This is a genomic window from Peribacillus deserti (assembly GCF_002863585.1).
Lineage (GTDB): Bacteria > Bacillota > Bacilli > Bacillales > DSM-1321 > Paraperibacillus > Paraperibacillus deserti_A.
Window position 1 is genome coordinate 97,390 of the sequence record NZ_PGUY01000013.1, and the last position, 20,975, is coordinate 118,364.

Genomic DNA, 20,975 nt, shown 5'->3' on the forward strand with positions numbered 1-20,975 from the left:
TTTCCGCAAGAAATAGATATAAAGCATCATGACATTTCCTCCGCTGTATCTCTAATGAAATGAAATTGTAATATAATTATTCTTAAAACTGACAAACTTGAATGTTATAATGTGTGGAGACGAAAAGAAGAAAAGGCTGGGACTTTTTCTTGGTTTTTGTCGTTTTTTGTTGTTTCCGAGGGAAAATTAAGTTCATTTAATTGGATTTTTATATAAAAGGAGCACAAAGTTTTAACAAGAAGGTTAGGTGGAATGTTCATGATAGAAATGTCTGAAGTATATAAAACCTATCCCAATGGAGTTTCGGCCATTAATGGGATTTCTGTAAAAATTAATAAAGGCGAGTTTGTTTACGTAGTGGGCCCAAGCGGTGCTGGTAAATCGACTTTTATAAAAATGATGTACCGCGAAGAAAAGCCCACAAAGGGAAGCATCACGGTTAATGGTATTCAGCTGTCTAAACTGAGAAATACCAAGGTTCCTATTTTCCGCCGTAATTTAGGTGTCGTATTCCAGGACTTTAAGCTGCTTCCAACTCTTACGGTTTACGAGAATGTCGCGTTTGCGATGGAGGTTATCGAAGAACATCCAAAGCAAATTAAGAAGCGTGTTATGGAAGTGCTGGATTTAGTAGGCTTGAAGCACAAGGCGCGTATGGTGCCGACTGAACTTTCAGGCGGGGAGCAGCAGCGTGTTTCGATCGCACGTTCGATCGTTAATTCTCCTCAGGTTGTGATTGCTGATGAACCGACTGGTAATCTGGATCCTGAGACGTCATGGGAAATTATGAATATTTTAGAAGAAATCAATAATCGCGGGACCACGATTGTAATGGCCACGCATAATCGGGATATTGTAAATAATTTAAAGCGACGCGTAATTGCTATTGATAATGGGAAGATTGTACGTGATGAGCAGCGAGGAGAATACGGATATGAGTATTAGAACCGTTGGCCGCCACTTTAGAGAGAGCGGAAAGAGTTTAACAAGGAATGGCTGGATGACGTTTGCATCCGTCAGTGCGGTAACGGTGACTCTTCTATTGGTTGGCGTATTTTTTGTAATCATGATGAACTTGAACCATATTGCTGAGAACATCCAGAAGGATGTGGAAATCAGGGTCCATCTTGATCCCGCAGCAGATGATCATAATAAGGATTTAATCGGCAAGAAAATCGAACAAATTTCGGCAGTTGATACGGTTGCTTTCTCCCCAAAAGAGAAAGAGTTAACGAACCTGATCGATGAGATGGGTGAGGACGGCAAAACGTTTGAACTTTTTGAACAGGATAATCCTCTGAATGATGTGTATGTAGTCAAAACAAAGAAACCGACAGACGTCGTTAAAACGGCCAAACAGATCGAAAAATTCCAATATGTTCAATCCGTGAAATATGGACAGGGCTATGTAGAAAAAATGTTTGATGTAGTGAATGTTGCACGGAACATCGGGATTGTTTTAATCCTTGGTTTATTATTTACCGCAATGTTCCTGATTTCAAACACCATTAAAATAACAATTGTTGCCAGACGCAGAGAAATCGAGATTATGAGATTAGTAGGAGCCACCAACAGCTTTATCCGCTGGCCTTTCTTCCTTGAGGGAGCTTGGCTGGGCATACTGGGGTCGATTTTACCGATCGCGTTCATCGCTGTCGCCTACTCCTATATCTATGACTTTGCATCACCAAGAATCAAAATTAAGTTCGTAGAGCTGCTTCACTTCAATCCATTCATTTGGCAAATATCGCTGATTCTGCTGCTGATAGGTGCAGTGATCGGTGTTTGGGGAAGCTTGATGTCTGTACGTAAGTTTTTAAAGGTATAAATTGCAAGGCCGGCATAATGAGTGCCGGTCTTTTTTGTATTCTCCTTCCCCTTGCAGTGGCAGATCATGAATGCCGGGCTAATTCCCTTCTGCATTTAGACTCATCATACGCCTCAAGTTCACTTTCTCCATATAGCGCTCTCACAGAACCCGCCGGAAAATTCCCATATAAAACATAATACGTCCAAGCTCCTCATATATAAATAAGGACAAGTATACGGTTTAGTGATGCGGGCCGAATATCAGGCTTTTTTATAAGAGAGGAGCTTTTTTATGGGGAAAAAATGGGTGCTGCCGCTATCGGTCGCTCTGTCACTTACGACAGGAGCTGCCGGTGGCGTGTATGCAGGAATTAAGATTAATGAAGGAGATATTACGATTCCTGGTTTTTCACAAAAGCCTGATGAAAAAATCAATCCAGTTGATGGCAGCTCTTTAACAAAGGTCCATCAGGCGTATCAGCTGATTAAGGAAAATTATGTCGAAAAGGTAGGAGAAACCCAGCTGGAAGAGGGGGCAATCCAGGGGATGCTTTCTACGTTAAAAGATCCGTATTCAGTCTACATGAATAGGGAAACTGCCGAGCAGTTTAATGAAGCACTGGATAGCTCCTTTGAAGGAATCGGTACAGAGATTGGTGAGGAAGATGGGAAAGTGATCATTATTTCTCCTTATAAGGATTCACCTGCTGAAAAAGCCGGCTTAAAGCCCCGGGATCAGATCATTAAAGTGAATGGCGAGAGTGTGGAAGGGCTGAATTTGTATGATACACGCCTGAAAATCAGAGGGAAGAAGGGCACCGCCGTAAAGCTGGAAATCAAGCGGGCCGGCGTTTCGAACCCGATTGAGATGAAGATTGTCCGCGATACGATACCGATTGAAACCGTGGTTTCCAAAGTGAAGGAGCAGCGCGGCGAGAAAATCGGGTACCTGACGATCACTTCATTCTCCGAACATACCAGCAAGGATTTTAAAAAGGAACTTACTAAATTAGAAAAGAAGGAGATCAAGGGGCTCATCATTGATGTCCGCGGCAATCCGGGCGGCCTATTATCATCCGTGGAGGAAATTCTAGGGCAGTTTGTAACGAAAGATAAGCCGTACATTCAAATACAGAACCGAAAAGGCGAAAAGAAAGAATACTATACGACTTTGAAAAAGGAAAAGCCGTATAACGTCGCTGTACTGATTGACAAGGGAAGTGCTTCAGCCTCAGAAATACTGGCAGGAGCTTTGAATGAGGCAGAAGGCTATCAGCTCATTGGTGAAAGAACGTTCGGTAAAGGGACCGTACAGCAGGCTGTCCCGATGAATGACGGCAGCAATATCAAGCTGACTCTCTATAAATGGCTGACTCCGGAAGGCAACTGGATTCATAAAAAAGGGATCGAACCAACGATTGAAATCAGCCAGCCGCAGGCTTTCCAGGCACAACCGCTTAATGTGGAAAAATCCTTCAAAAGAGACAGCAACGACGAGCAGGTCAAGCATGCACAGGAAATGCTGAAGAGTTTGGGATTTGAGACAGGCAGGGATGATGGATATTATGATAAACAAACCGAAATTGCCGTAAAAGCCTTCCAGTCGCATAATGGCTTAAAAAAGAGCGGTGTCCTGGACAGTAAAACGGCGAAGGCACTGGCAGACGAAGTGCTTAAATATATCAAAGATGAGAAGCACGATCTTCAGCTGCGAATGGCTATGAGTTACTTAACAAAGTAATGAAGAATCCTCCCGGAAATTGGGAGGATTTTTTGGATTCGAATGTGACAGCGGATTTATTACCAGCAACGGCGGAAAAATCTACAATTACGGCGGAATTCTCCAGCGTGTCTGACTTCAGTGTCCACAAAGACAGCTTAGCATACCCCATTTCACCTCTGGATATAGGGACATTCCCCTAAAAAAATTTCAGCCCTATATAATTTGCTTCTTTTCTGCCGATATCATTAAAAATAGGGTTTATTTAGGGGGAGCACCAGTGTTCAACAGGATTTCGACAAAAATGATTCTCGCTGTTACATTATTAGCAATATTAGCAACGGGGAGCTTAGGCACGATCAGTTATTATTTTGCAAAAGAAGAGTTAGTGAGGAGCGGCGAATTAGATCTTCAGCATATCGTGAATACGTCTATCGCTACACTTGAAGAATTAAACAATCAGGTGGAGAATGGAACTCTCACGCTTGATGAAGCACAGGAAAAGGCTAGAGAAATTCTGGTTGGTCCAGCTGTGGTGAAAGATGGTGCAAAGACATACGACTATACAAAGTCAGCTTTTGTTTACAAATCAGACGGCTACTTGATGGCTTATGATTCACAGTATAATGCCCGGCTTCATCCTATTATTCCAATCGGGGAAAATAAAAAGGACGTTGTAAATTCGAAGGGCCAGCATGTTGTTAAAAATATTGTAAAGCTGGCTAAGGCTAAAGATCCGAGTGACCGCTATTACTCATATAGCTGGAAGAATACAGGCGAAAAGAATGAAAGAGATAAAATAGTTTATTTAAGCTACTATGCACCATGGGATTGGAATATCGGGATGGGGGCTTATGAGGAAGAATTTTATGCTTCGCTTGATAAGCTTAAATGGATTGTAGGAATAACGTCACTTGTGATTACGGCACTTGGTGCTTTCTTCTTTTATCTGGGGGCAAGAAGTAAATTTAACATATTGAAGCAAGTGACACAGGCATCTTTAGACATTTCAGAAGGGATCCTTAAAGAAAGGGATCTTCCGGAATCTGCCGATGAAATAGGCCAGCTGAGCAAAGGGTTCAATAAGATGACTCACCAATTACGGAGTATCATTACAAACATACAGGAAATGAGTGAGAAAGTTTCTAATTCCTCATTAGAGCTTTCGGCCCTATCTGAAGAAACCTCTGCCACTAGCGAGGAAGTCAGCAAAGCAATTAATGAGATTACTAGAGGAACTGTTGCCCAGGCTTCTGACATCGAAACAACGAGCCAGAGAACAGATGCCCTGGTAGCTGCCATCAATCAAATCAATGAGCAGAACAAAAAAATGATTATGCTGACAGAGGAATCTTCCAGCTCTATTGCAGTGGGAAAAGAAAAAGTTGTTTTCCTGCAGGAATCAAACCAGGAATCGATGAATTCTGGTGAAAAAGTCAGTATAGGAATTACCCAGCTATATAACCGGATTAGAGATATATCTACCATTCTGACAACAATAGACAGCATCTCAAAACAAACTAACTTATTAGCCCTGAATGCAAGCATAGAAGCAGCTAGAGCCGGAGAATATGGAAAAGGATTTGCCGTTGTCGCCGAGGAAGTCCGCAAACTCGCAGAGCAGACTAATGGCGCAACTGCCGAAATCAATTCCATGATTGAAAAGATAGAGATGGATACCGAAAATATCGTAATGACAATGGCCGGTTCAGCAGATATCTCCAAAAACTTAAATCAGGCTGTAAGCGAGACTGAAGGCCAATTTAACCTTATATCGGATTCTATGCACCAGATTCTGGCTGCCATCAACAAGATGGGCGAAGAAGTAACGCTGGTTACGGAAAACGGTAATGATATTATGGGAGCCATTCAAAATATAACTGCTGTTGCAGAAGAAACGGCTGCTTCTTCTGAAGAAATCATGGCGTCTGTAGATGAGCAGGTAGGAGTGATCAGCACGATTGCTGCTTCAGCGGAGAATTTGACCTTATTATCTGAGAAGCTTAACCAAATCAGTGAGCAATTCACCATTGAATGATTACCATCAAGAATATAGTAAGAAGGTCCTTGGACAGGCTGACTTCATGTTGGTCTGCTCAAGGACCTTTTTGCTGGGGATGTGTGATCTGCAAAAAAGTAAATATTTCCCTCCACCTTTTTTCAAAAACTTTGAAACCTTTTAACACTCGCTCCGTATATAGTAGGCGGGATGCCCGTACTACTGGTTCTAAGAAGAGCTTTAAGGTTAATTGGAACTGTAGGTTATATTTGGAACTAGTTGTCCGGAAATGTTAAAATTTAATAGAAATTCAAGTATGTCATTGTTTAAGGGAGAGTGCAGGAAATGGCCATTTCATTACAAAAAGGGCAAAAAATTGACCTGACTAAGGGCCGGGCCGGTTTAACTAATATTACGGTTGGTTTAGGCTGGGATCCGGTGAAAAAGGGAGGCCTGTTCGGAGGGCTTTTAGGCGGAGGAGCAGATGTTGACTGTGATGCATCCGTTCTTATGCTGGATGAGAATGACAAGCTGTCTGATCCGAAGGACCTGATTTACTTTGGCAACAAAACTAGTAAAGACCGCAGCGTTAAACACTCAGGTGACAACTTGACCGGTGCAGGCGAAGGTGATGATGAGCAAATCACTGTTGATCTGCGAAATGTGCCTGCGAATGTACATAAGCTGCTTTTTGTAGTGAACATTTATCAGGCAAAACAGAGAAAACAGCATTTCGGTATGATCCAAAACGCATTTATCCGTGTAGTCAACTCCAGCAGCGGGGAAGAATTAATCAAATTCAATCTGACAGATGATTATTCAGGACTTACTTCCTTATTCCCGGGTGAATTATACCGCCATAATGGCGAGTGGAAGTTCTCGGCTGTAGGACAAGGCACAAGTGACCTGTCAATCGGGGATATCGCAAACCGTTATCGTTAATCAAGCATTTTTAATGGCTCTTTTTTAAAAGATTGGTGTTTTTTAATTAGTTCTGGGAACTCATCCTATGTTAAACAGGTTGATTGGAACGTAAGGTGCGAGACTCCTGCGGGAGCAGCGGGACAGGTGAGACCCCACAGGCGAAGCCGAGGAGGCTCAGCGCCCGCCCCGCGGAAAGCGAGCATCCTGTAGTGGAAATCACCTCCTTGTTCAATAACAACAAAGTTTGCGAAAACAGCCTTTTTAATAAAAGCCTATGTTTAAGTTCATTGTAGAGTTGGGCACTATGTTAATCTTCACTGCAGGTGTGGGATTATGTGACAGGGAAGACCCCCCCGGCGTATAGGCGCCGGTTAGGCTCCCCGGACCGCCTGCGGAAAGCGGGCGCCCTTCGCTGCAATCAAGAGGAAATTTAATAGAACAAATAAAAAAATTATAATAAAGCGAGGTTATATTAATGGCAATTTCTTTATCAAAAGGACAAAAAGTAGATCTTACAAAATCTAACCCAGGGCTTCAAAACATCGTTGTAGGCTTAGGCTGGGATGTAAATAAGTACGATGGAGGGAATGATTTCGATCTTGACTCTTCAGTATTCCTTTTAAATGCTTCTGGCAAATGTGATTCTGAAAAAGATTTCATTTTCTTCAATAATCTTGTTGGAGCAAACGGTGCCGTTGAACATACGGGCGACAACCTAACTGGAGACGGTGATGGGGATGATGAGCAGGTTAAGATCAACCTTTCTCAGGTTCCTGCCAATATTGAAAAAATCACTTTCACAATTACAATCCACGAAGCTGAAGCACGCAACCAGAACTTCGGCCAGGTATCTAATGCATTTGCCCGCATTTTTAACCCGGCAAACGGTGAAGAGCTGATCCGTTATGATTTAGGAGAAGACTTCTCTATTGAAACAGCTGTTGTTGTTGGAGAATTATACCGTCATAATGGCGAGTGGAAATTCAACGCAATCGGAAGCGGCTACCAGGGCGGACTTGCTTCACTTGTACGCGATTATGGATTAAACGTTTAATACTTGTAAACATGTTGCGGGGCGGAATCTGCTGGGAGCGGGTTCCGCCTTGTTGGAAAACAAAAGCATCTTCTCTTTGATAAAAAACAATTGTAATATAATGTATGGGGTGAAGAATATGGCGATTCAATTAGCGAAAGGCCAGCGTATTGATTTAACCAAAACCAACCCTGGCCTTACAAAAGCGATCATTGGGTTAGGCTGGGATACCAATAAGTACTCAGGCGGTTCTGCTTTTGACCTTGATGCGTCAGCGTTTTTGGCTAACGATCAGGGAAAGGTACAAGATGATTTAGAATTTGTATTCTACAATAACTTAAAAAGCCCCACAGGTGCAGTTGAGCATACCGGGGATAACCGGACTGGTGAAGGTGACGGAGACGACGAGCAAATCGTGGTGGACTTCTCCCTGCTGCCTGCGCACGTCACAAAAATCGGCATTGCCGTAACGATTCATGATGCAGATGCGAGAAAACAAAACTTCGGTCAGGTTTCTAATGCGTTTGTCCGTGTTGTAAATCCAGAGAATGATGAAGAGATTCTGCGTTACGACCTTGGGGAAGATTTTTCGATTGAAACAGCTGTTGTCATCTGTGAACTATATAAACACGGTTCAGACTGGAAATTTAACGCGATTGGCAGCGGATTTTCAGGCGGATTGGCCGACCTTTGCCGCAACTATGGTTTAGAAGTTTAACTTGTTTCGTTGATTCGTGGTAAATCGAGCAAAATCCTCTTAACTGGAACGACATTGTGGAATATAAAACCCCTTATCTACTAAACTAGTCAAAAACTATACAGGCGTTTAGAAATGAATCAGCCTATAATTAGAAAAATAAGCTGCGAGCCTGTATTAGAAGGAGAATTTTACTAAATGGAATTTATACAAGATTTATTATCAAGTTATGGATCGTTTTTCTCTTGGGATGCGATTAAAACGGTATTATCTGACCCGGCAGCATGGGGTGTCATCGGTACCCTGATTATTCTTGAAGGCCTTTTATCTGCAGATAATGCATTAGTTTTAGCCGTCATGGTTAAACACCTTCCGAAGAAAGAACAAAAAAGAGCTTTATTTTACGGGATTTTAGGAGCGTATTTATTCCGTTTCCTGGCTATCGGTTTAGGTGTATTCTTAATTAAAATCACCTGGATTAAAATTGCCGGCGGTTTATATCTGCTCTGGCTTGCCGTTTCCTACTTTATTAAGAAAAATAAAGAAGACGGAGAAGAAGAAGTCAAAAACAAGCCAATGGGCTTCTGGAGAACCGTTCTTTCGGTTGAAATCATGGACATTGCCTTCAGTATCGACAGCGTAATCGCTGCGTTCGGTGTATCCGATCAAATCTGGGTTCTTTTCCTTGGCGGTATTCTTGGGGTCCTTATGATGCGCGGTGTCGCACAGGTATTCCTTGCCCTTATTGAGAGAGTTCCAGAATTTGAAACAACAGCCTTTGTTATGATAGCATTGATTGGTATCAAGATGATCGCAAGCCCTTGGTTCCACGTTGAAGAGCTAGTATTCTTCAGTCTTCTTATCGCTGTGTTCCTAAGCACGTTCATTGTACACAAAATCAGGAAGAACAGATCCAAATCGTCTGAAGTCAGCAAGTAAGCATGGTTTATACAGGAGGGAAGAAACGACATTGTCTCTTTCCTCTTTTTTATTTATATCTATTGTAAAATTTTAGTAGTTTGCTGGTTGTGTATTGGGTAGTGAGTATATAATATTTTGGTAAAACTTATACATTTACCGCATAGTAGATGATTAGACCAGGAGGTATGTGCCGGTGAAGCACTTTGGATATCTGGATAAAGAGGAAAGAAAGCAAATATTTGCGCATGAACCGGTGGAATTCACGAAGAATTCCGATAAAGAGCTGGTGTCCTATGCATTAGGAGCCACTCTGTACATGCCTGGAACGCGATCGAGGATTTCTAATGATGTACTATCTGGTAAATTTTTGTCAGGCGGGCATGAGGGGCTGACATCCATGGTTATTTGTCTGGAGGATTCGATTTCAGATGGCGAGGTAGGAGATGCAGAGCTCAATCTGGTTCTGCAGCTGCAGGAAATAAAGCGTGCGGTCGACAGCGGGCTGTTCCGATTCCAGGATGTGCCGCTGCTTTTCATCAGGATACGAAGCGAGGAACAGCTGCATAAACTAGCGGAAAACCTGGGGACTGCTTTGGAACTAGTCAGTGGATTTGTTTTTCCAAAGTTTAACATCGAGAAAGGCGAGTCCTATTTACGCGCACTTACCGAAATCAATCAAGCCTATTCGCAGAGTCTGTATGCGATGCCTATCCTTGAGACACCTGAAGTGATTTATAAAGAAACAAGAATCTCAACGCTGGTTGAAATGAAAGAACTGCTTGACCGTTATAAAGATCTGATTTTAAATGTAAGAATGGGTGCGACCGATTTCTCCGGTTTATTCGGTATCCGCAGAGACAGAGATACGACCATTTACAATATTGGTGTGATTTCTGACTGCATCACGGACATCATCAATATTTTTGGTAGGGAAAATGAGTATGTGATTTCCGGCCCGGTATGGGAGTATTTCGGTAAACAGCGGATTATGAAGCCGCGGATCCGCCAGACTCCTTTCGAAGTGATCAATGACGGCATCAAACTGAGGGACGCCATGATCAGCCGGAATGACGATGCCCTTATCTATGAAATCGTATTGGACCGTTCCAACGGTATTATTGGTAAGACGATTATTCATCCTTCACATATTAAAGCCGTTAACTCTCTTCATGTAGTCAGTCTTGAGGAATATATGGATGCATCCGCAATCATCGAAAGCGCCGGCAGCTTTAATGGTGTCATTAAAAGTGGGTTTTCCAATAAAATGAATGAAATTAAGCCTCATTATAATTGGGCAAAGAAAATCATTCTTAAGTCAAAACTTTATGGAGTGTTTCATGAACAACAATCTTTCCTTGATCTCCTTACAGCCAGATCTGAAACAAAACTATTCATATAACATATTAGATAAAATAAAAGTCGATATAGATATTCTGGATAATCCTTATAACATCCCTTTGGACATGCTGTTCGGCATGGCTGCCAGAATGAATAAAAAGCGTTCTTTTTTATTTGTAAGCAAGGTTCTTGGCAAGCATTTGCCTGTTGATCCAGCAGTCTCTCTTTTGATAGGCGCAGCTCTTGCAGCCCGTTATGCGGAGAAAGTATATGGGATGGCCCATCCTTATATGGGGGAGCTCATCAGCGGCATTACCGGCGAACTTGATCCTAATATCAGGCTCTTAGACTATCATATTGAGCTTCCGGAACCGACGCTGTTCATTGGCTTTGCGGAAACGGCGACAGCTCTTGGACATTCTGTATTTGAAGTGTGTGATAATGCAGCTTTCTTCCATACTACTCGAGAACAGATCGACGGTCTTCCGTCTGTTATCAATTTTGAAGAAGAGCATTCGCATGCGACATCTCACCGAAGCTATGTAGACCCGGCGCTTATAGACAATGATCATCCCATTGTCCTCGTTGACGATGAAGTGACAACAGGGAAAACAGCAATCAATATTATTGAGAGCATCCAGGCTAGATTCCCAAGGCGCACGTACACCATTGTGTCGATTCTGGACTGGCGTACGGAAGAAAATAGGGAGGCATTCCGTGAGCTGGAAAGAAGGCTGGGAATTACCATCCATGAGATTTCACTAGTTTACGGAACGATTCAAACCGAAGGCAGTTCCATAGAAGGAGAACAGGAAGCATCTTTGTTCCCGCAATTGGAATCTACCGTTGAAACCATTGATTTATCGGAACAGCATATCCCGCTGTCTTCTTATTATTCAGTTACAGATCAGAATACCCCTTATCTGCAGAACTCTGGGAGATTCGGTATATATGATTACGATAAACTCGATATCTATCATTGGATGGATCCGCTGGCATCCCATCTGAAGAGCCAGCGAAAAGGGGAAAGAACGCTGTGCCTGGGGACCGGGGAATTTATGTATCTTCCAATGAAGATTGCCTCGCAAATGGGAGAAGGAGTCAGCTATCAATCTACAACCAGGAGCCCGATCCATCCAGCGGACCGCCTAGGATATGCCATTACGCATGCTTTTTCTTACATCAGCCCCGAAACCGAAGAAGTAATGAATTATTTTTATAATATTGAGCCGGGCATGTATGATGAGGTATTCGTATTCCTAGAAAGAGAAATGCCAGAGAAAAAACTAGAGCCCCTTCTTTCGCAGCTGAAAAAAGTGGTTCCTTCGATTCGTCTAGTGCCATTAAGTGCTGCTGAAAAGGAGGGATAATATGAAGAGTGCTGATGAAGAATTCGGCAGCTATTCAAGAGATGATGTTGTTTTTTTGCTGAAGGATATCAGTGATGCCGATCTGGAGAGTAAGACAGAAGAGCGGGAGAAGTCCATGCAGACCGGGGGGCATTATTCAGAATCTCTTCCTATAGAATTTCAGCCAACGCAAGAGTATCTTGATTTATTTCACCAGTCTCTCGATGAGCATCAGTGGAAAATGGCCGCAGCCATCCGGACGGTTGCTGATAAGATCTATAGAAGCAAGGGCAGTCAGCTTGTTTTGGTCTCACTCGCCCGTGCAGGCACTCCGGTCGGGATTCTAATCAAGCGATATCTATCCTTTGCCTATCAAATTTCAGTTCCGCATTACAGCGTTTCTATTATTAGGGGACGTGGGCTGGATCTGAATGCCCTCTCCTATATTGTAAAAAAGCATGGCAGCGAGGCTGTGCAGTTTATGGACGGCTGGACGGGAAAAGGAGCTATAACGAAAGAGCTGATCAAATCCGTTTCTGCATTCAATCGAGAGCAAGGGGAGAATGTCAGTGATCGCCTTGCAGTTCTTGCCGACCCGGGGGAATGTGCGGATATATATGGTACCAGGGAGGATTTTCTGATTCCAAGCGCCTGTTTAAACTCTACGGTTTCCGGACTTGTATCCAGGACCGTGCTCAACCGGCAGTATATTGGTCCTAATGACTTTCACGGTGCTAAGTACTATAGGGAGCTGGAACAAGCGGATTTATCCAACTTTTTTATTGATAGGATTTCCAGGCTATTTCCTGAACTTTCGGAAGAGGCCCCTGGTGCGAAAGAAGATGGGGGCAAAACTTGGCAGGGTCTCAAGGATATTGAATCGATCCAAAAAGAATTCGGTATTGAAAATATCAATCTTATCAAACCGGGTGTAGGGGAAACGACGCGGGTCCTCTTAAGAAGAGTTCCGTGGAGGATATTGGTCAAAGACCCCTCGATGCCAGAGCTGAAACACATTCTGTATCTGGCAGGAGAGCGGAATGTGGAAGTGAACGTTTTCCCGGATATGTCGTACTCATGCATCGGTTTAATCAAACCCATCAATGGAGGAGAATCATGATTTTTGCAACCGACCTGGACCGCACGCTGATCTATTCAAAGCGTGCCTGCGGGATAGAGTTAAGTGACCCGGGGATTTCAGTGGTGGAAGAAACGCCTGAGCGGCAGATTTCCTATATGACGAAAGCCGCCATTGAACTGCTTCGAAAAGTTAATCAAACGTTTGATTTAATTCCGGTCAGTACAAGGACGGTTGATTTATATAACCGCATAGGGCTGTTTCGAGATGAAATTATCCCTAAATATGCTGTGGTCAGCAATGGCGGGACCGTACTGATTGACGGCAAGCCAGATCTGGAATGGACGGATTTTTTAACCAGCAGACTCGCCCTTGAATCAGCACCTCATCATGATATTTTAAAAAAGTTTGAAGACATCCACCAGGGTGATTGGGTGCTAGGCTCTAAGGTATGCGATGATCTGTTCTGCTTTGCCAGCATCTTGGATGAAAAAGTGCCAATTGACGAGCTGCAGGTATTTGGGGAATGGCTTCAACAGCACGGATGGAGCTTGTCCTTGCAGGAGAAAAAATTGTACATGCTTCCGAATCCGCTCAATAAATGGGCGGCAGTCGAGTATCTTAAGAAAAAGCTCTCAGCCGAAACGGTGATTACAGCTGGAGATTCTCTGCTTGATGTATGTATGCTTGAGGTAGCTGATTATGCGTTCACGCCCCGGCACGGGGAAATATTCGTGAAAAAAATGAAGCTGCCAGAGAGAGTCAGGGTGACTTCAAAGTCCGGAATTTTCGCAGGTGAAGAAATACTAGAAACCATTCTTGAAATTGCAGCACGAAAAGCCGTGTGAACATAGACCCAACTGGTGTAAAATAAGGATAGAATGATTTTTACAGAAAGAAGCTGAAACAAATGTCTAACTTTCTTTCTTCTCAATTCATTGATATTAAACAAGAGAACTGGGTAAGCATCCTAAAGACCCCTGTCAAATCGAGGGCTTCCTCTTCTGCGGGGGAGCAGCCTGCATACAGCCAGGCTGCAGGCGTTTTTCTTGGGATGCATCCAGACAAAGATGATTATCTTGAGTTTTTATATGAGCTTGCCCATGATCCTTCTATACACATATATATGTTAAGCGAACACCTCAATAAGCAGATTGAGACGGCCCGCTTTCAGGCGATCCAGAGAATTTTGCTCATCCTTCAAAATGAAAAGCTTTCTATGAACCGGTTCATTGCGTTTATGGAAGGAGAAAGACTCATACCTCATTTCCAGAATCCTGAATACACCAAGAAAATACGCGAGGCGTTAAAGGTCGTCTTTGAAAAGTTCAGCAGCAGCCATAAAAACGGGCTGCAGGACGTTGATTTCCGCCGTGTGGCCGTTGACATGGTCAAGTGGATGTGGAATCACGCTTATGAATGGATGGATTCAGAGGATTATCTGGCTTCTGCCCCCAAAATCCTCTGGTATGGAGAGGCGTCAAAAAGCGAAGCGTATTTTCTCTATTTTCTAATTACTCTAGGCTTCGATGTGCTGATTTTTCACCCAGCAGGTAAAAATGATCTGCTGGCGGCAGACACCGAGGAGGCTGTTCCAGTGCTGGAATTCGGGCCGGCGGCCGAAGTGCTCGAACCTTTTCCTAAGACAAAACCCATCAGGAGAACGACACTTGCGTTTAGAGCATCGAAAGAAATTGAACGGGTCCTGCACACCGACGATTCGATGCTGTATAAGCCATGGCAGTTTAGATCCTATACGCCAGCGGCCCTGACCCTGAAAACCACGTACGATGAATTGTTCTTAATCATAAAGGAACGGGCGTTTATCCGGCCGAATTTTGAAGTGAGAGATGAAACCGTATGGATTCCCAATATTTTTGCAAAGGTTTCCGGAATATCTAAGAACCGGCGCGAATATTGGGACCGGGTACAGGGTCTTTCGGAATCAGAGCTGTCCCTGACAATCCGGTCCTATCCGTTCTCGCGTGAAGTCAGGGCCAATAATCTGTTTCATTACCAAAATTCGCTAGGCAGTGATGGTACTCTGGATCCTGAGAAAATGCTCCAGGGCAATTGGTGGAGATACAAGCAGCTGCCGACAGGCCTTCAGCTTGGAATTGCCCATGCGATATCCCGTTACTGTGACAGCCCTAGGCTCAAGCCGCTGCCGCATGAGGACAGGGGCGCGCTGCAGATGTATCTGTTTAATCAGGCGATGGATATCCCGCTGGATGCGGTAAGGCTTCTGCAGAAGTTTGACTATGCTCAGGAAGTCCCGAGGATTGTGTTATTCAAATCAGAGCAGAGCGGCTCGATATTCAGCCGTTCAGATGCGGCGCTGCTTCTGCTCCTGAATGAATTGGGTGTGGATGTCGTCATCCTGAACCCGACAGGCCAGAATGATATTGAGATGTTTGTGGATGAAGAATATTATGATGTTCATTGGCTGGAAGAGGTCAGCTTCGAACAGGACTTTAGGGAGCCGTCACTATTTAAGAAAATTTTTAAAAAAATCTTCTAAAAAGGGGAAATAAAGATGACCAATACAAACTCTCTTCAAACGGTTAATCTTGATAAAATGGAGGAAACCTTGGAGCAGCAGCCATCGGAACTTAAGCTGCAGCTTAGGAACAGTCCGGAAGTAACCCAGCTTGCGCGTGCGATTGACCACAAAAACCAGATTGCCCTTTTAGAATTCGGCAAGGAGCCTGCCAATGAAATCTCCAATTTTTCCGGCAGGATTCTTAACACCATAAAATCCAGCAGCATGGAAGAATCCAGCGCACTTCTGAAGCATCTTGGAAAGATTATGGACAAGTTCGATGCTAAAGACTTTGCGAAGGAAAAGGGCGGCTTATTCTCCAAGATGTTCAACAAAGGCCAAAAGATGATGGACAAGATCATGTCCAAATATCAGACGATGGGCTCTGAAATTGATAAAGTTTATGCAGAAATCGTAAAATATGAAAACGAAATGAAAAAGTCAACAACCACTCTTGAGCAGTTGTACGAGCAAAACTATCGATTTTTTATGGAGCTTGAAAAGTACATTGTAGCCGGGGAAATGAAGTCTGAGGAATTAAAGCAGCAGCTTCCTGAATTAGAAGCGCGTGCAGCAACTGGAAATCAGCTGGCTATGATGGAATTGGACAGCCTCCGTAATGCAGTGGAACTGATTGACCAGCGTGTATATGATCTCGAGATGGCGAAGCAGGTTGCCTATCAATCTGCACCGCAAATTAGGATGCTGCAGAGAGGGAACACCAAGCTGATCGGAAAAATCAACTCAGCCTTCGTTACAACGATTCCAATTTTCAAGTCAGGGTTAATCAACGCGATCGCGGCAAAGAGACAGAATCTTGTGGCTCAGTCCATGAGGGAGCTTGACCGCCGAACCAACGAAATGCTCTTGAAAAATGCGCAGAATATTTCCAAGCAGAGCGTCGACATCGCACGCTTAGCCGGGCAGCCAAGCATCAAGGCCGAAACCCTTGAAGAAACCTGGCAGATCATCATCCAAGGCATGCAGGAAACCAAAGCCATCGAAGACGAAAACGTCCGCCTGCGCGAAGAAGGCAAAAAACGCCTTGAGTCTCTGCAGGAAAACTTCAAGAACCGCCAGATCACGGGCTGATGGGGACAGTCCCCCATTTCCCGGAGGTGGAACCCTTGTGGGGCAAGGGTTCTGCACTAGCTTTAATTATTTCCCTGAATCTGCGAACAAGCTGGGCATATTGCCTGGCTTTTCTTGTATAGGGGTGTGAATCAAGCTGGAGGCGCCGTGAGCGCAATATGAATCCTGCAAATAAGTAAATAATCCTGCATAAATTTCAATAATCCTGCAAAAGACACAAAAATCCTGCAAATGTTTCAGAAATCCTGCAAATAGGCTCCATAATCCTGCATAAGCATCCAACAGCATGCTCAAGTAGCAGGTTTAAAGATTCCAACCAATAATTGTTCTGTCCAATATCTCGGGAATTAATAGGGAAATAGGGACAGTCCCCATAATTTTTGATAAGATAGAGTTATCTATTTTTGTCGTGAGGAGGATGGTAGAAGGATGTCGCAGGTTTGGATTAGTGAGTTCTTGGGAGGGGCTGGGAAGGTCCTTCTTCATCCTTTGTTTTATTTGTCATTTATTTTATGTTTAGTGATCGGGAATACACGGATTAAGCGGGAGCGGCAGGATTTTCATACACGAGTTGAAGATCTTTTTTTAGAATTAAGATTTCTGCTTCCAGCTGGAATCGTCATGGGACTAATTTTATCTTTAGTGACTGTCATTTCCGGGCTGGTTGTGCCTATGGCTGCCATCCTGTTAATCGCGGTACTGTCGCTAGTGGCGGCTGCAACACTGAAAGTCAGGTTTCTATCACCAGCTTATACAGTTGGGATTACGTTCTTTCTCTTGATGCTGCTATCTAGAGAAACACTAATTCTTCCTATTTTCAAACAGGCTTTTAATAGCATAGATCGTTCAATATATCCTTCAGTCGCTATACTAATAGGTGTATTGATTACCATCGAAGGCCTGTTAATCCAGCGAAATGGCCACAAGGCGACTTCGCCAAAGCTCATTCCATCCAAGCGGGGTTCAACGGTCGGTGCGCATGAATCGAAAAGGCTTTGGATGGTACCTCTATTTCTTTTCGTTCCGGGCGGAGTACTTGAGGTCCAATTTGACTGGTGGCCGGTGTTTCATCTAGGGGAATCCACATTCACTCCTATTCTGGTACCTTTTCTGATTGGGTTTACCCAGCAGATTCAGGGAATGCTTCCTAAAGATGCGGTTCGTTTAAATGGAAGACGTGTCACCGGACTTGGCGTGATAGTCACCCTTCTTGCAATTGCCGGTTATTGGTTTGACCTTGCTGCGATTGCAGCAGCCGGAGCTGCCATCCTTGGCAGGGAGATTCTTTATATCTATCAAAATGTGTCAGAAAAAAAGAAGCCATTCTACTTTTCCAGACGTTCGAACGGATTATTGATCCTGGGTATCATTCCAAAATCACCAGCTGATAAAATGGGTTTGTCCGCTGGTGAAATGATCACAAAAGTGAACGGCGTCAAAATTGAGAACGAGCAGCAGCTATACGAAGCCTTACAGCGCAACGGAGCACATTGTAAACTGGAAGTGCTCGATAATAACGCACAAATCCGCTTTGTGCAGAGGGCCCTATACGAGGGTGAGCATCATGAGCTTGGAGTCCTGGTCGTTCAGGAACAAAGGAAGCGGCAGGCGGTATAAATTTTTAATGAATACGGAGTTCCTTTTAAAGGTCACGCTTAAGAACAAAGGGAGATGGGGGTAGACCATCTTCCTTTTTTAAATTTAAGAGCAATTCCTGTATTAAAAGAATTTGAGGTTTGAACAAAAAAAGCGCCTCCTGTATGCTGGGTTTTGAATGACCGACATTCATTCCCTAAAGAGGAGGACGCTTCACATGAAGTATAAGCAAAAAGACCAAAAGAATCAACGTATTCAACAAATTACTGGACAGACTTTGATCATAGGGGCGGATATTGCCAAGAAAATTATAAAGCTAAAGCTTTTACTAAATGGTGATATAAATATGTCGGAGAACGGGATCAACTCATCTCCCTTACCATTTCCTTGAACTTTTTTTATGCTGTGCTATTATTTCATCCCTTCTCTTTTCAAGTTTTGCTTTTTTATCCATAAATATGATCGGTCTTATCACAGTTCTTATATAGATACCCCAATTCAAACACCTCTCATTAATATGTATGTATATTTATTTTTTCAAAAGCGGTCGGTCATTCAGATACAGGGCTATATCAGGATTGTTACCCTCTAATATATCTTGTGTAATAAGCTTAGCCAGCAACTGGCTGTAGACAGTCCCATTGTCACCAAATGCGAATAGAAAATAGCTGCTGGGATACTCATCATAGACCCCTATGATAGGGAGACCGTCACTGGTTCCGCCATAGAATGCTGCCAGGTAATATTCAGGCTCTGCCTGGATATCGGGAAATCTTCTATTCAATTCATCTATAAGTTGAGCTCTCTTATCAACCAGCTTGCTGTCCCGGTCCCCGGATTTCGTTGTATTTTCGTCCAGACCGCCGATGATAATCCGATTATCCGCAGTTGTACGCATATAAAAGTAAGGGCGGGCTGTTTCCCAAATAAGCGTCCGGTTATACCAGCTGGAGAGATCCTTTATAGGATTTGTGGTAACGGTGTATGTACTCACAAAAGAGGTTTTCTTTTCTTGTTTAATATCAAGTCCTTCGTATCCTGCCGCAAAAATAACGTGCCGAGCATAAATGGAGTACCCGTGATTGGTGGAAATAACCATATTCTTATGCTGCTGATCATAATGACAGCCCTTCATCTCTGTATGTTCATAAATCTGGGTCCGTTTTTTTGCAGCATAATCAAATAAAGCATGGGTAAATTTAAATGGATTCATTTCTGCATCGTTATATGAATAGATCGCGGCATCCCTGCTAAAAGGGTATTTAGCTTCAATGTCGTGTTTCTCCAAAAAATCCAGCTTAGACTGGTTTTGCTTTAAAAATTCAAACTCTTTTTTAAGCCGGGCGATGTCGTGCTTGGAACTGGCGAAATAAAGCGTATCTCTTCGGCTGAATTCTGTATCGATGTCAACAGTCTTCGAAGCTTTTTCAATTTCATTAATGGATTCTTTCAGCAGTTGTAAATGTCTGCTGATGTAATCCTCTCCAAATGTTTTAATTAAGTCGGTAAACATTTTTTCACCTGAATATTGGATGAGTGCGGTATTTGTGCTTGTACTTCCGCTGCCTATTTTGCCTTTTTCCACTACAACTACTTTTAAAGGTGTGCCAGCAAGGTAATAAGCACACTGTGCAGCGGAGCTTCCGCCTCCAACGATTAAAACATCACATGTTAGATTCTCTTTCAAGGACTGATAAGAGGGGGCATCACGAAACGTAGATGGCCAGTAATATTCTCCGGATTGTAAGTTCATTTTGAACCTCCTGCTTTAAATGATCATAATATTACTATTGCCAATCTGGAGACGGAAATTCAGAGGTCCCTTTTTATGATACTAATTTTAATTACGCTCCCTTTTTTCATCGTCAGAATTTCTTTATAGTTTCTTCTTTAAAGAATGCAGGAACCATTATTCATCTGGAAGACAGCAAAGGACATACGATTGCAACGCTCGGACCTGAAAAAGAATCCCAATCAGTAAGCATCAGTTCGCCCAAGCTTAAGAAGGGTAGTACCTATACACTGTATTCAGGTGGCTCCTCCACTGGCAGTGAAGTAAATGGAAACTATGCGGATGAAGAATATTCAGGAGGAACTAAAGTAGTAGAATTTACAATCGAGGATTCTATTACATGGTTAAATGAAACTGGAATAACAACTCCTCCAAGCAGCGGCCCTGGCGGCGGTCACGGCGGAGGTCCAGGAGGTGACAGAGGCAGCCGTGCTGATATGTTTTCCAATCTAGAAGATGATACCAAAGCGAAGTCCCAGGAAATTATAGAGCAGGAACGCACAGGAACAATTACTAAAGAAGAGGCGCAAGCTAAACTGGCTGATTAACTTCTCAAGAGATAAGGCTCAGTAATAACGAATAGTAAAAGGATTTTCAGATGGCAGCGCTGACCCTGGTATATTTTGAGGCTCTTTGCTTTTGAAGTGAATCTAAAAAGTTAGGCGCCTTTTCTATGCAGCTATTCAGGCTTGACCCGGTATCGTATCAGGATCAGGCCTTTTACTTTGCCTTAATTTGTATGGAATAGCACTAGGGGATATATTATAATTTTTAATGTGAATTGTTGCATACTAGAAATATGTAAGTAAAGGAATTTGGATGTTAAAAAGCAATGAGTAGGATTTTTACAATATTAAAAGAGGTCATTAAGACAGGTGGTGGGTATGAAGGATCACTTCCATCACTTAAATCCGAATATTTCCATTTATTTATAATTATTTAAGATAATGTTTATATAGGTCATAAGATATGTTTTTAATAATATGGTTTGGAATTTACCTAAACCTAGTTTAATACCCAATTTCAGTGGTAATAAACAAACATTAAAATTATTCCATAATATTGGAAGGAGTGATAAAATAAGA

General features: G+C 43.0%; 17 protein-coding genes. 16 read left to right on the plus strand and 1 reads right to left on the minus strand.

What is annotated here, in order from left to right; all coding sequences use genetic code 11:
• Positions 1–258: 258 nt before the first annotated feature.
• The 16 genes from ftsE (at position 259) to CUU66_RS23985 (ending at position 18,489) form a co-directional block, all read left to right on the plus strand.
• Positions 259–945: a cell division ATP-binding protein FtsE gene (gene ftsE, locus CUU66_RS04630; protein WP_101640502.1), complete on the plus strand. Its 687-nt coding sequence runs from the start codon at positions 259–261 to the stop codon at positions 943–945.
• On the plus strand, positions 935–1,828 hold the full coding sequence (ftsX, locus tag CUU66_RS04635) for a permease-like cell division protein FtsX (protein ID WP_101640503.1): 894 nt from the start codon (positions 935–937) through the stop codon (positions 1,826–1,828). The genes ftsE and ftsX overlap by 11 nt, the downstream gene beginning before the upstream one ends.
• 273 nt (positions 1,829–2,101) lie before the next feature.
• Positions 2,102–3,550 (plus strand): S41 family peptidase, encoded by a 1,449-nt coding sequence (locus tag CUU66_RS04640; RefSeq protein WP_101640504.1) that lies wholly within the window; start codon positions 2,102–2,104, stop codon positions 3,548–3,550.
• Between the two features lie 259 nt (positions 3,551–3,809).
• Positions 3,810–5,567 carry a methyl-accepting chemotaxis protein gene (locus CUU66_RS04645; protein WP_101640505.1) on the plus strand — a complete coding sequence of 586 codons (1,758 nt, stop codon included), beginning with the start codon at positions 3,810–3,812 and terminating at the stop codon, positions 5,565–5,567.
• 306 nt (positions 5,568–5,873) lie between these two features.
• The gene (locus tag CUU66_RS04650) at positions 5,874–6,470 is read left to right on the plus strand and encodes a TerD family protein (protein ID WP_101640506.1); all 597 of its coding nucleotides are present in this window, start codon (positions 5,874–5,876) and stop codon (positions 6,468–6,470) included.
• A gap of 457 nt (positions 6,471–6,927) precedes the next feature.
• A complete protein-coding gene (locus CUU66_RS04655; protein WP_101640507.1) occupies positions 6,928–7,506 on the plus strand; it encodes a TerD family protein in 579 nt (192 codons plus the stop codon).
• Between the two features lie 118 nt (positions 7,507–7,624).
• Positions 7,625–8,203: a TerD family protein gene (locus CUU66_RS04660; protein WP_101640508.1), complete on the plus strand. Its 579-nt coding sequence runs from the start codon at positions 7,625–7,627 to the stop codon at positions 8,201–8,203.
• Positions 8,204–8,380: 177 nt separating this feature from the next.
• A complete protein-coding gene (locus tag CUU66_RS04665; protein WP_101640509.1) occupies positions 8,381–9,121 on the plus strand; it encodes a TerC family protein in 741 nt (246 codons plus the stop codon).
• Positions 9,122–9,296: 175 nt separating this feature from the next.
• Entirely contained in the window at positions 9,297–10,502 is a 1,206-nt protein-coding gene (locus CUU66_RS04670) for an HpcH/HpaI aldolase/citrate lyase family protein (RefSeq protein ID WP_101640510.1), read from the plus strand.
• Positions 10,441–11,811, plus strand: coding sequence for a phosphoribosyltransferase family protein (locus tag CUU66_RS04675; protein ID WP_101640511.1), 1,371 nt, complete (start codon positions 10,441–10,443; stop codon positions 11,809–11,811). Before CUU66_RS04670 ends, CUU66_RS04675 begins: the two co-directional genes overlap by 62 nt.
• Before the next feature lies 1 nt (position 11,812).
• Entirely contained in the window at positions 11,813–12,910 is a 1,098-nt protein-coding gene (locus CUU66_RS04680) for a cysteine protease StiP family protein (RefSeq protein WP_101640512.1), read from the plus strand.
• Positions 12,907–13,716 (plus strand): HAD hydrolase family protein, encoded by an 810-nt coding sequence (locus tag CUU66_RS04685; protein WP_101640513.1) that lies wholly within the window; start codon positions 12,907–12,909, stop codon positions 13,714–13,716. The genes CUU66_RS04680 and CUU66_RS04685 overlap by 4 nt, the downstream gene beginning before the upstream one ends.
• A gap of 62 nt (positions 13,717–13,778) precedes the next feature.
• Positions 13,779–15,389: a YceG family protein gene (locus CUU66_RS04690; protein WP_101640514.1), complete on the plus strand. Its 1,611-nt coding sequence runs from the start codon at positions 13,779–13,781 to the stop codon at positions 15,387–15,389.
• Between the two features lie 15 nt (positions 15,390–15,404).
• Positions 15,405–16,502, plus strand: coding sequence for a toxic anion resistance protein (locus CUU66_RS04695; RefSeq protein ID WP_101640515.1), 1,098 nt, complete (start codon positions 15,405–15,407; stop codon positions 16,500–16,502).
• 429 nt (positions 16,503–16,931) lie between these two features.
• On the plus strand, positions 16,932–18,119 hold the full coding sequence (locus tag CUU66_RS04705; RefSeq protein ID WP_101640517.1) for a PDZ domain-containing protein: 1,188 nt from the start codon (positions 16,932–16,934) through the stop codon (positions 18,117–18,119).
• Between the two features lie 196 nt (positions 18,120–18,315).
• Positions 18,316–18,489 (plus strand): hypothetical protein, encoded by a 174-nt coding sequence (locus CUU66_RS23985; RefSeq protein ID WP_180955155.1) that lies wholly within the window; start codon positions 18,316–18,318, stop codon positions 18,487–18,489.
• 138 nt (positions 18,490–18,627) lie between these two features.
• Here CUU66_RS23985 and CUU66_RS04710 read toward each other — a convergent pair whose 3' ends face one another.
• Positions 18,628–19,851: an NAD(P)/FAD-dependent oxidoreductase gene (locus CUU66_RS04710; RefSeq protein WP_101640518.1), complete on the minus strand. Its 1,224-nt coding sequence runs from the start codon at positions 19,849–19,851 to the stop codon at positions 18,628–18,630.
• Between the last annotated feature and the right edge of the window lie 1,124 nt (positions 19,852–20,975).

What these genes read in the sequence shown, in the direction of transcription:
- CUU66_RS04655 (WP_101640507.1), top strand. Translation starts at nt 6,928, where the DNA reads ATGGCAATTTCTTTATCAAAAGGACAAAAAGTAGATCTTACAAAATCT.
- CUU66_RS04685 (WP_101640513.1), top strand. Translation starts at nt 12,907, where the DNA reads ATGATTTTTGCAACCGACCTGGACCGCACGCTGATCTATTCAAAGCGT.
- CUU66_RS04710 (WP_101640518.1), bottom strand. Translation starts at nt 19,851, where the DNA reads ATGAACTTACAATCCGGAGAATATTACTGGCCATCTACGTTTCGTGAT.
- ftsE (WP_101640502.1), top strand. Translation starts at nt 259, where the DNA reads ATGATAGAAATGTCTGAAGTATATAAAACCTATCCCAATGGAGTTTCG.
- CUU66_RS04680 (WP_101640512.1), top strand. Translation starts at nt 11,813, where the DNA reads ATGAAGAGTGCTGATGAAGAATTCGGCAGCTATTCAAGAGATGATGTT.
- CUU66_RS04660 (WP_101640508.1), top strand. Translation starts at nt 7,625, where the DNA reads ATGGCGATTCAATTAGCGAAAGGCCAGCGTATTGATTTAACCAAAACC.
- CUU66_RS04675 (WP_101640511.1), top strand. Translation starts at nt 10,441, where the DNA reads ATGAACAACAATCTTTCCTTGATCTCCTTACAGCCAGATCTGAAACAA.
- CUU66_RS04650 (WP_101640506.1), top strand. Translation starts at nt 5,874, where the DNA reads ATGGCCATTTCATTACAAAAAGGGCAAAAAATTGACCTGACTAAGGGC.
- CUU66_RS04640 (WP_101640504.1), top strand. Translation starts at nt 2,102, where the DNA reads ATGGGGAAAAAATGGGTGCTGCCGCTATCGGTCGCTCTGTCACTTACG.
- CUU66_RS04665 (WP_101640509.1), top strand. Translation starts at nt 8,381, where the DNA reads ATGGAATTTATACAAGATTTATTATCAAGTTATGGATCGTTTTTCTCT.
- CUU66_RS04690 (WP_101640514.1), top strand. Translation starts at nt 13,779, where the DNA reads ATGTCTAACTTTCTTTCTTCTCAATTCATTGATATTAAACAAGAGAAC.
- CUU66_RS04705 (WP_101640517.1), top strand. Translation starts at nt 16,932, where the DNA reads ATGTCGCAGGTTTGGATTAGTGAGTTCTTGGGAGGGGCTGGGAAGGTC.
- CUU66_RS23985 (WP_180955155.1), top strand. Translation starts at nt 18,316, where the DNA reads ATGAAGTATAAGCAAAAAGACCAAAAGAATCAACGTATTCAACAAATT.
- CUU66_RS04695 (WP_101640515.1), top strand. Translation starts at nt 15,405, where the DNA reads ATGACCAATACAAACTCTCTTCAAACGGTTAATCTTGATAAAATGGAG.
- ftsX (WP_101640503.1), top strand. Translation starts at nt 935, where the DNA reads ATGAGTATTAGAACCGTTGGCCGCCACTTTAGAGAGAGCGGAAAGAGT.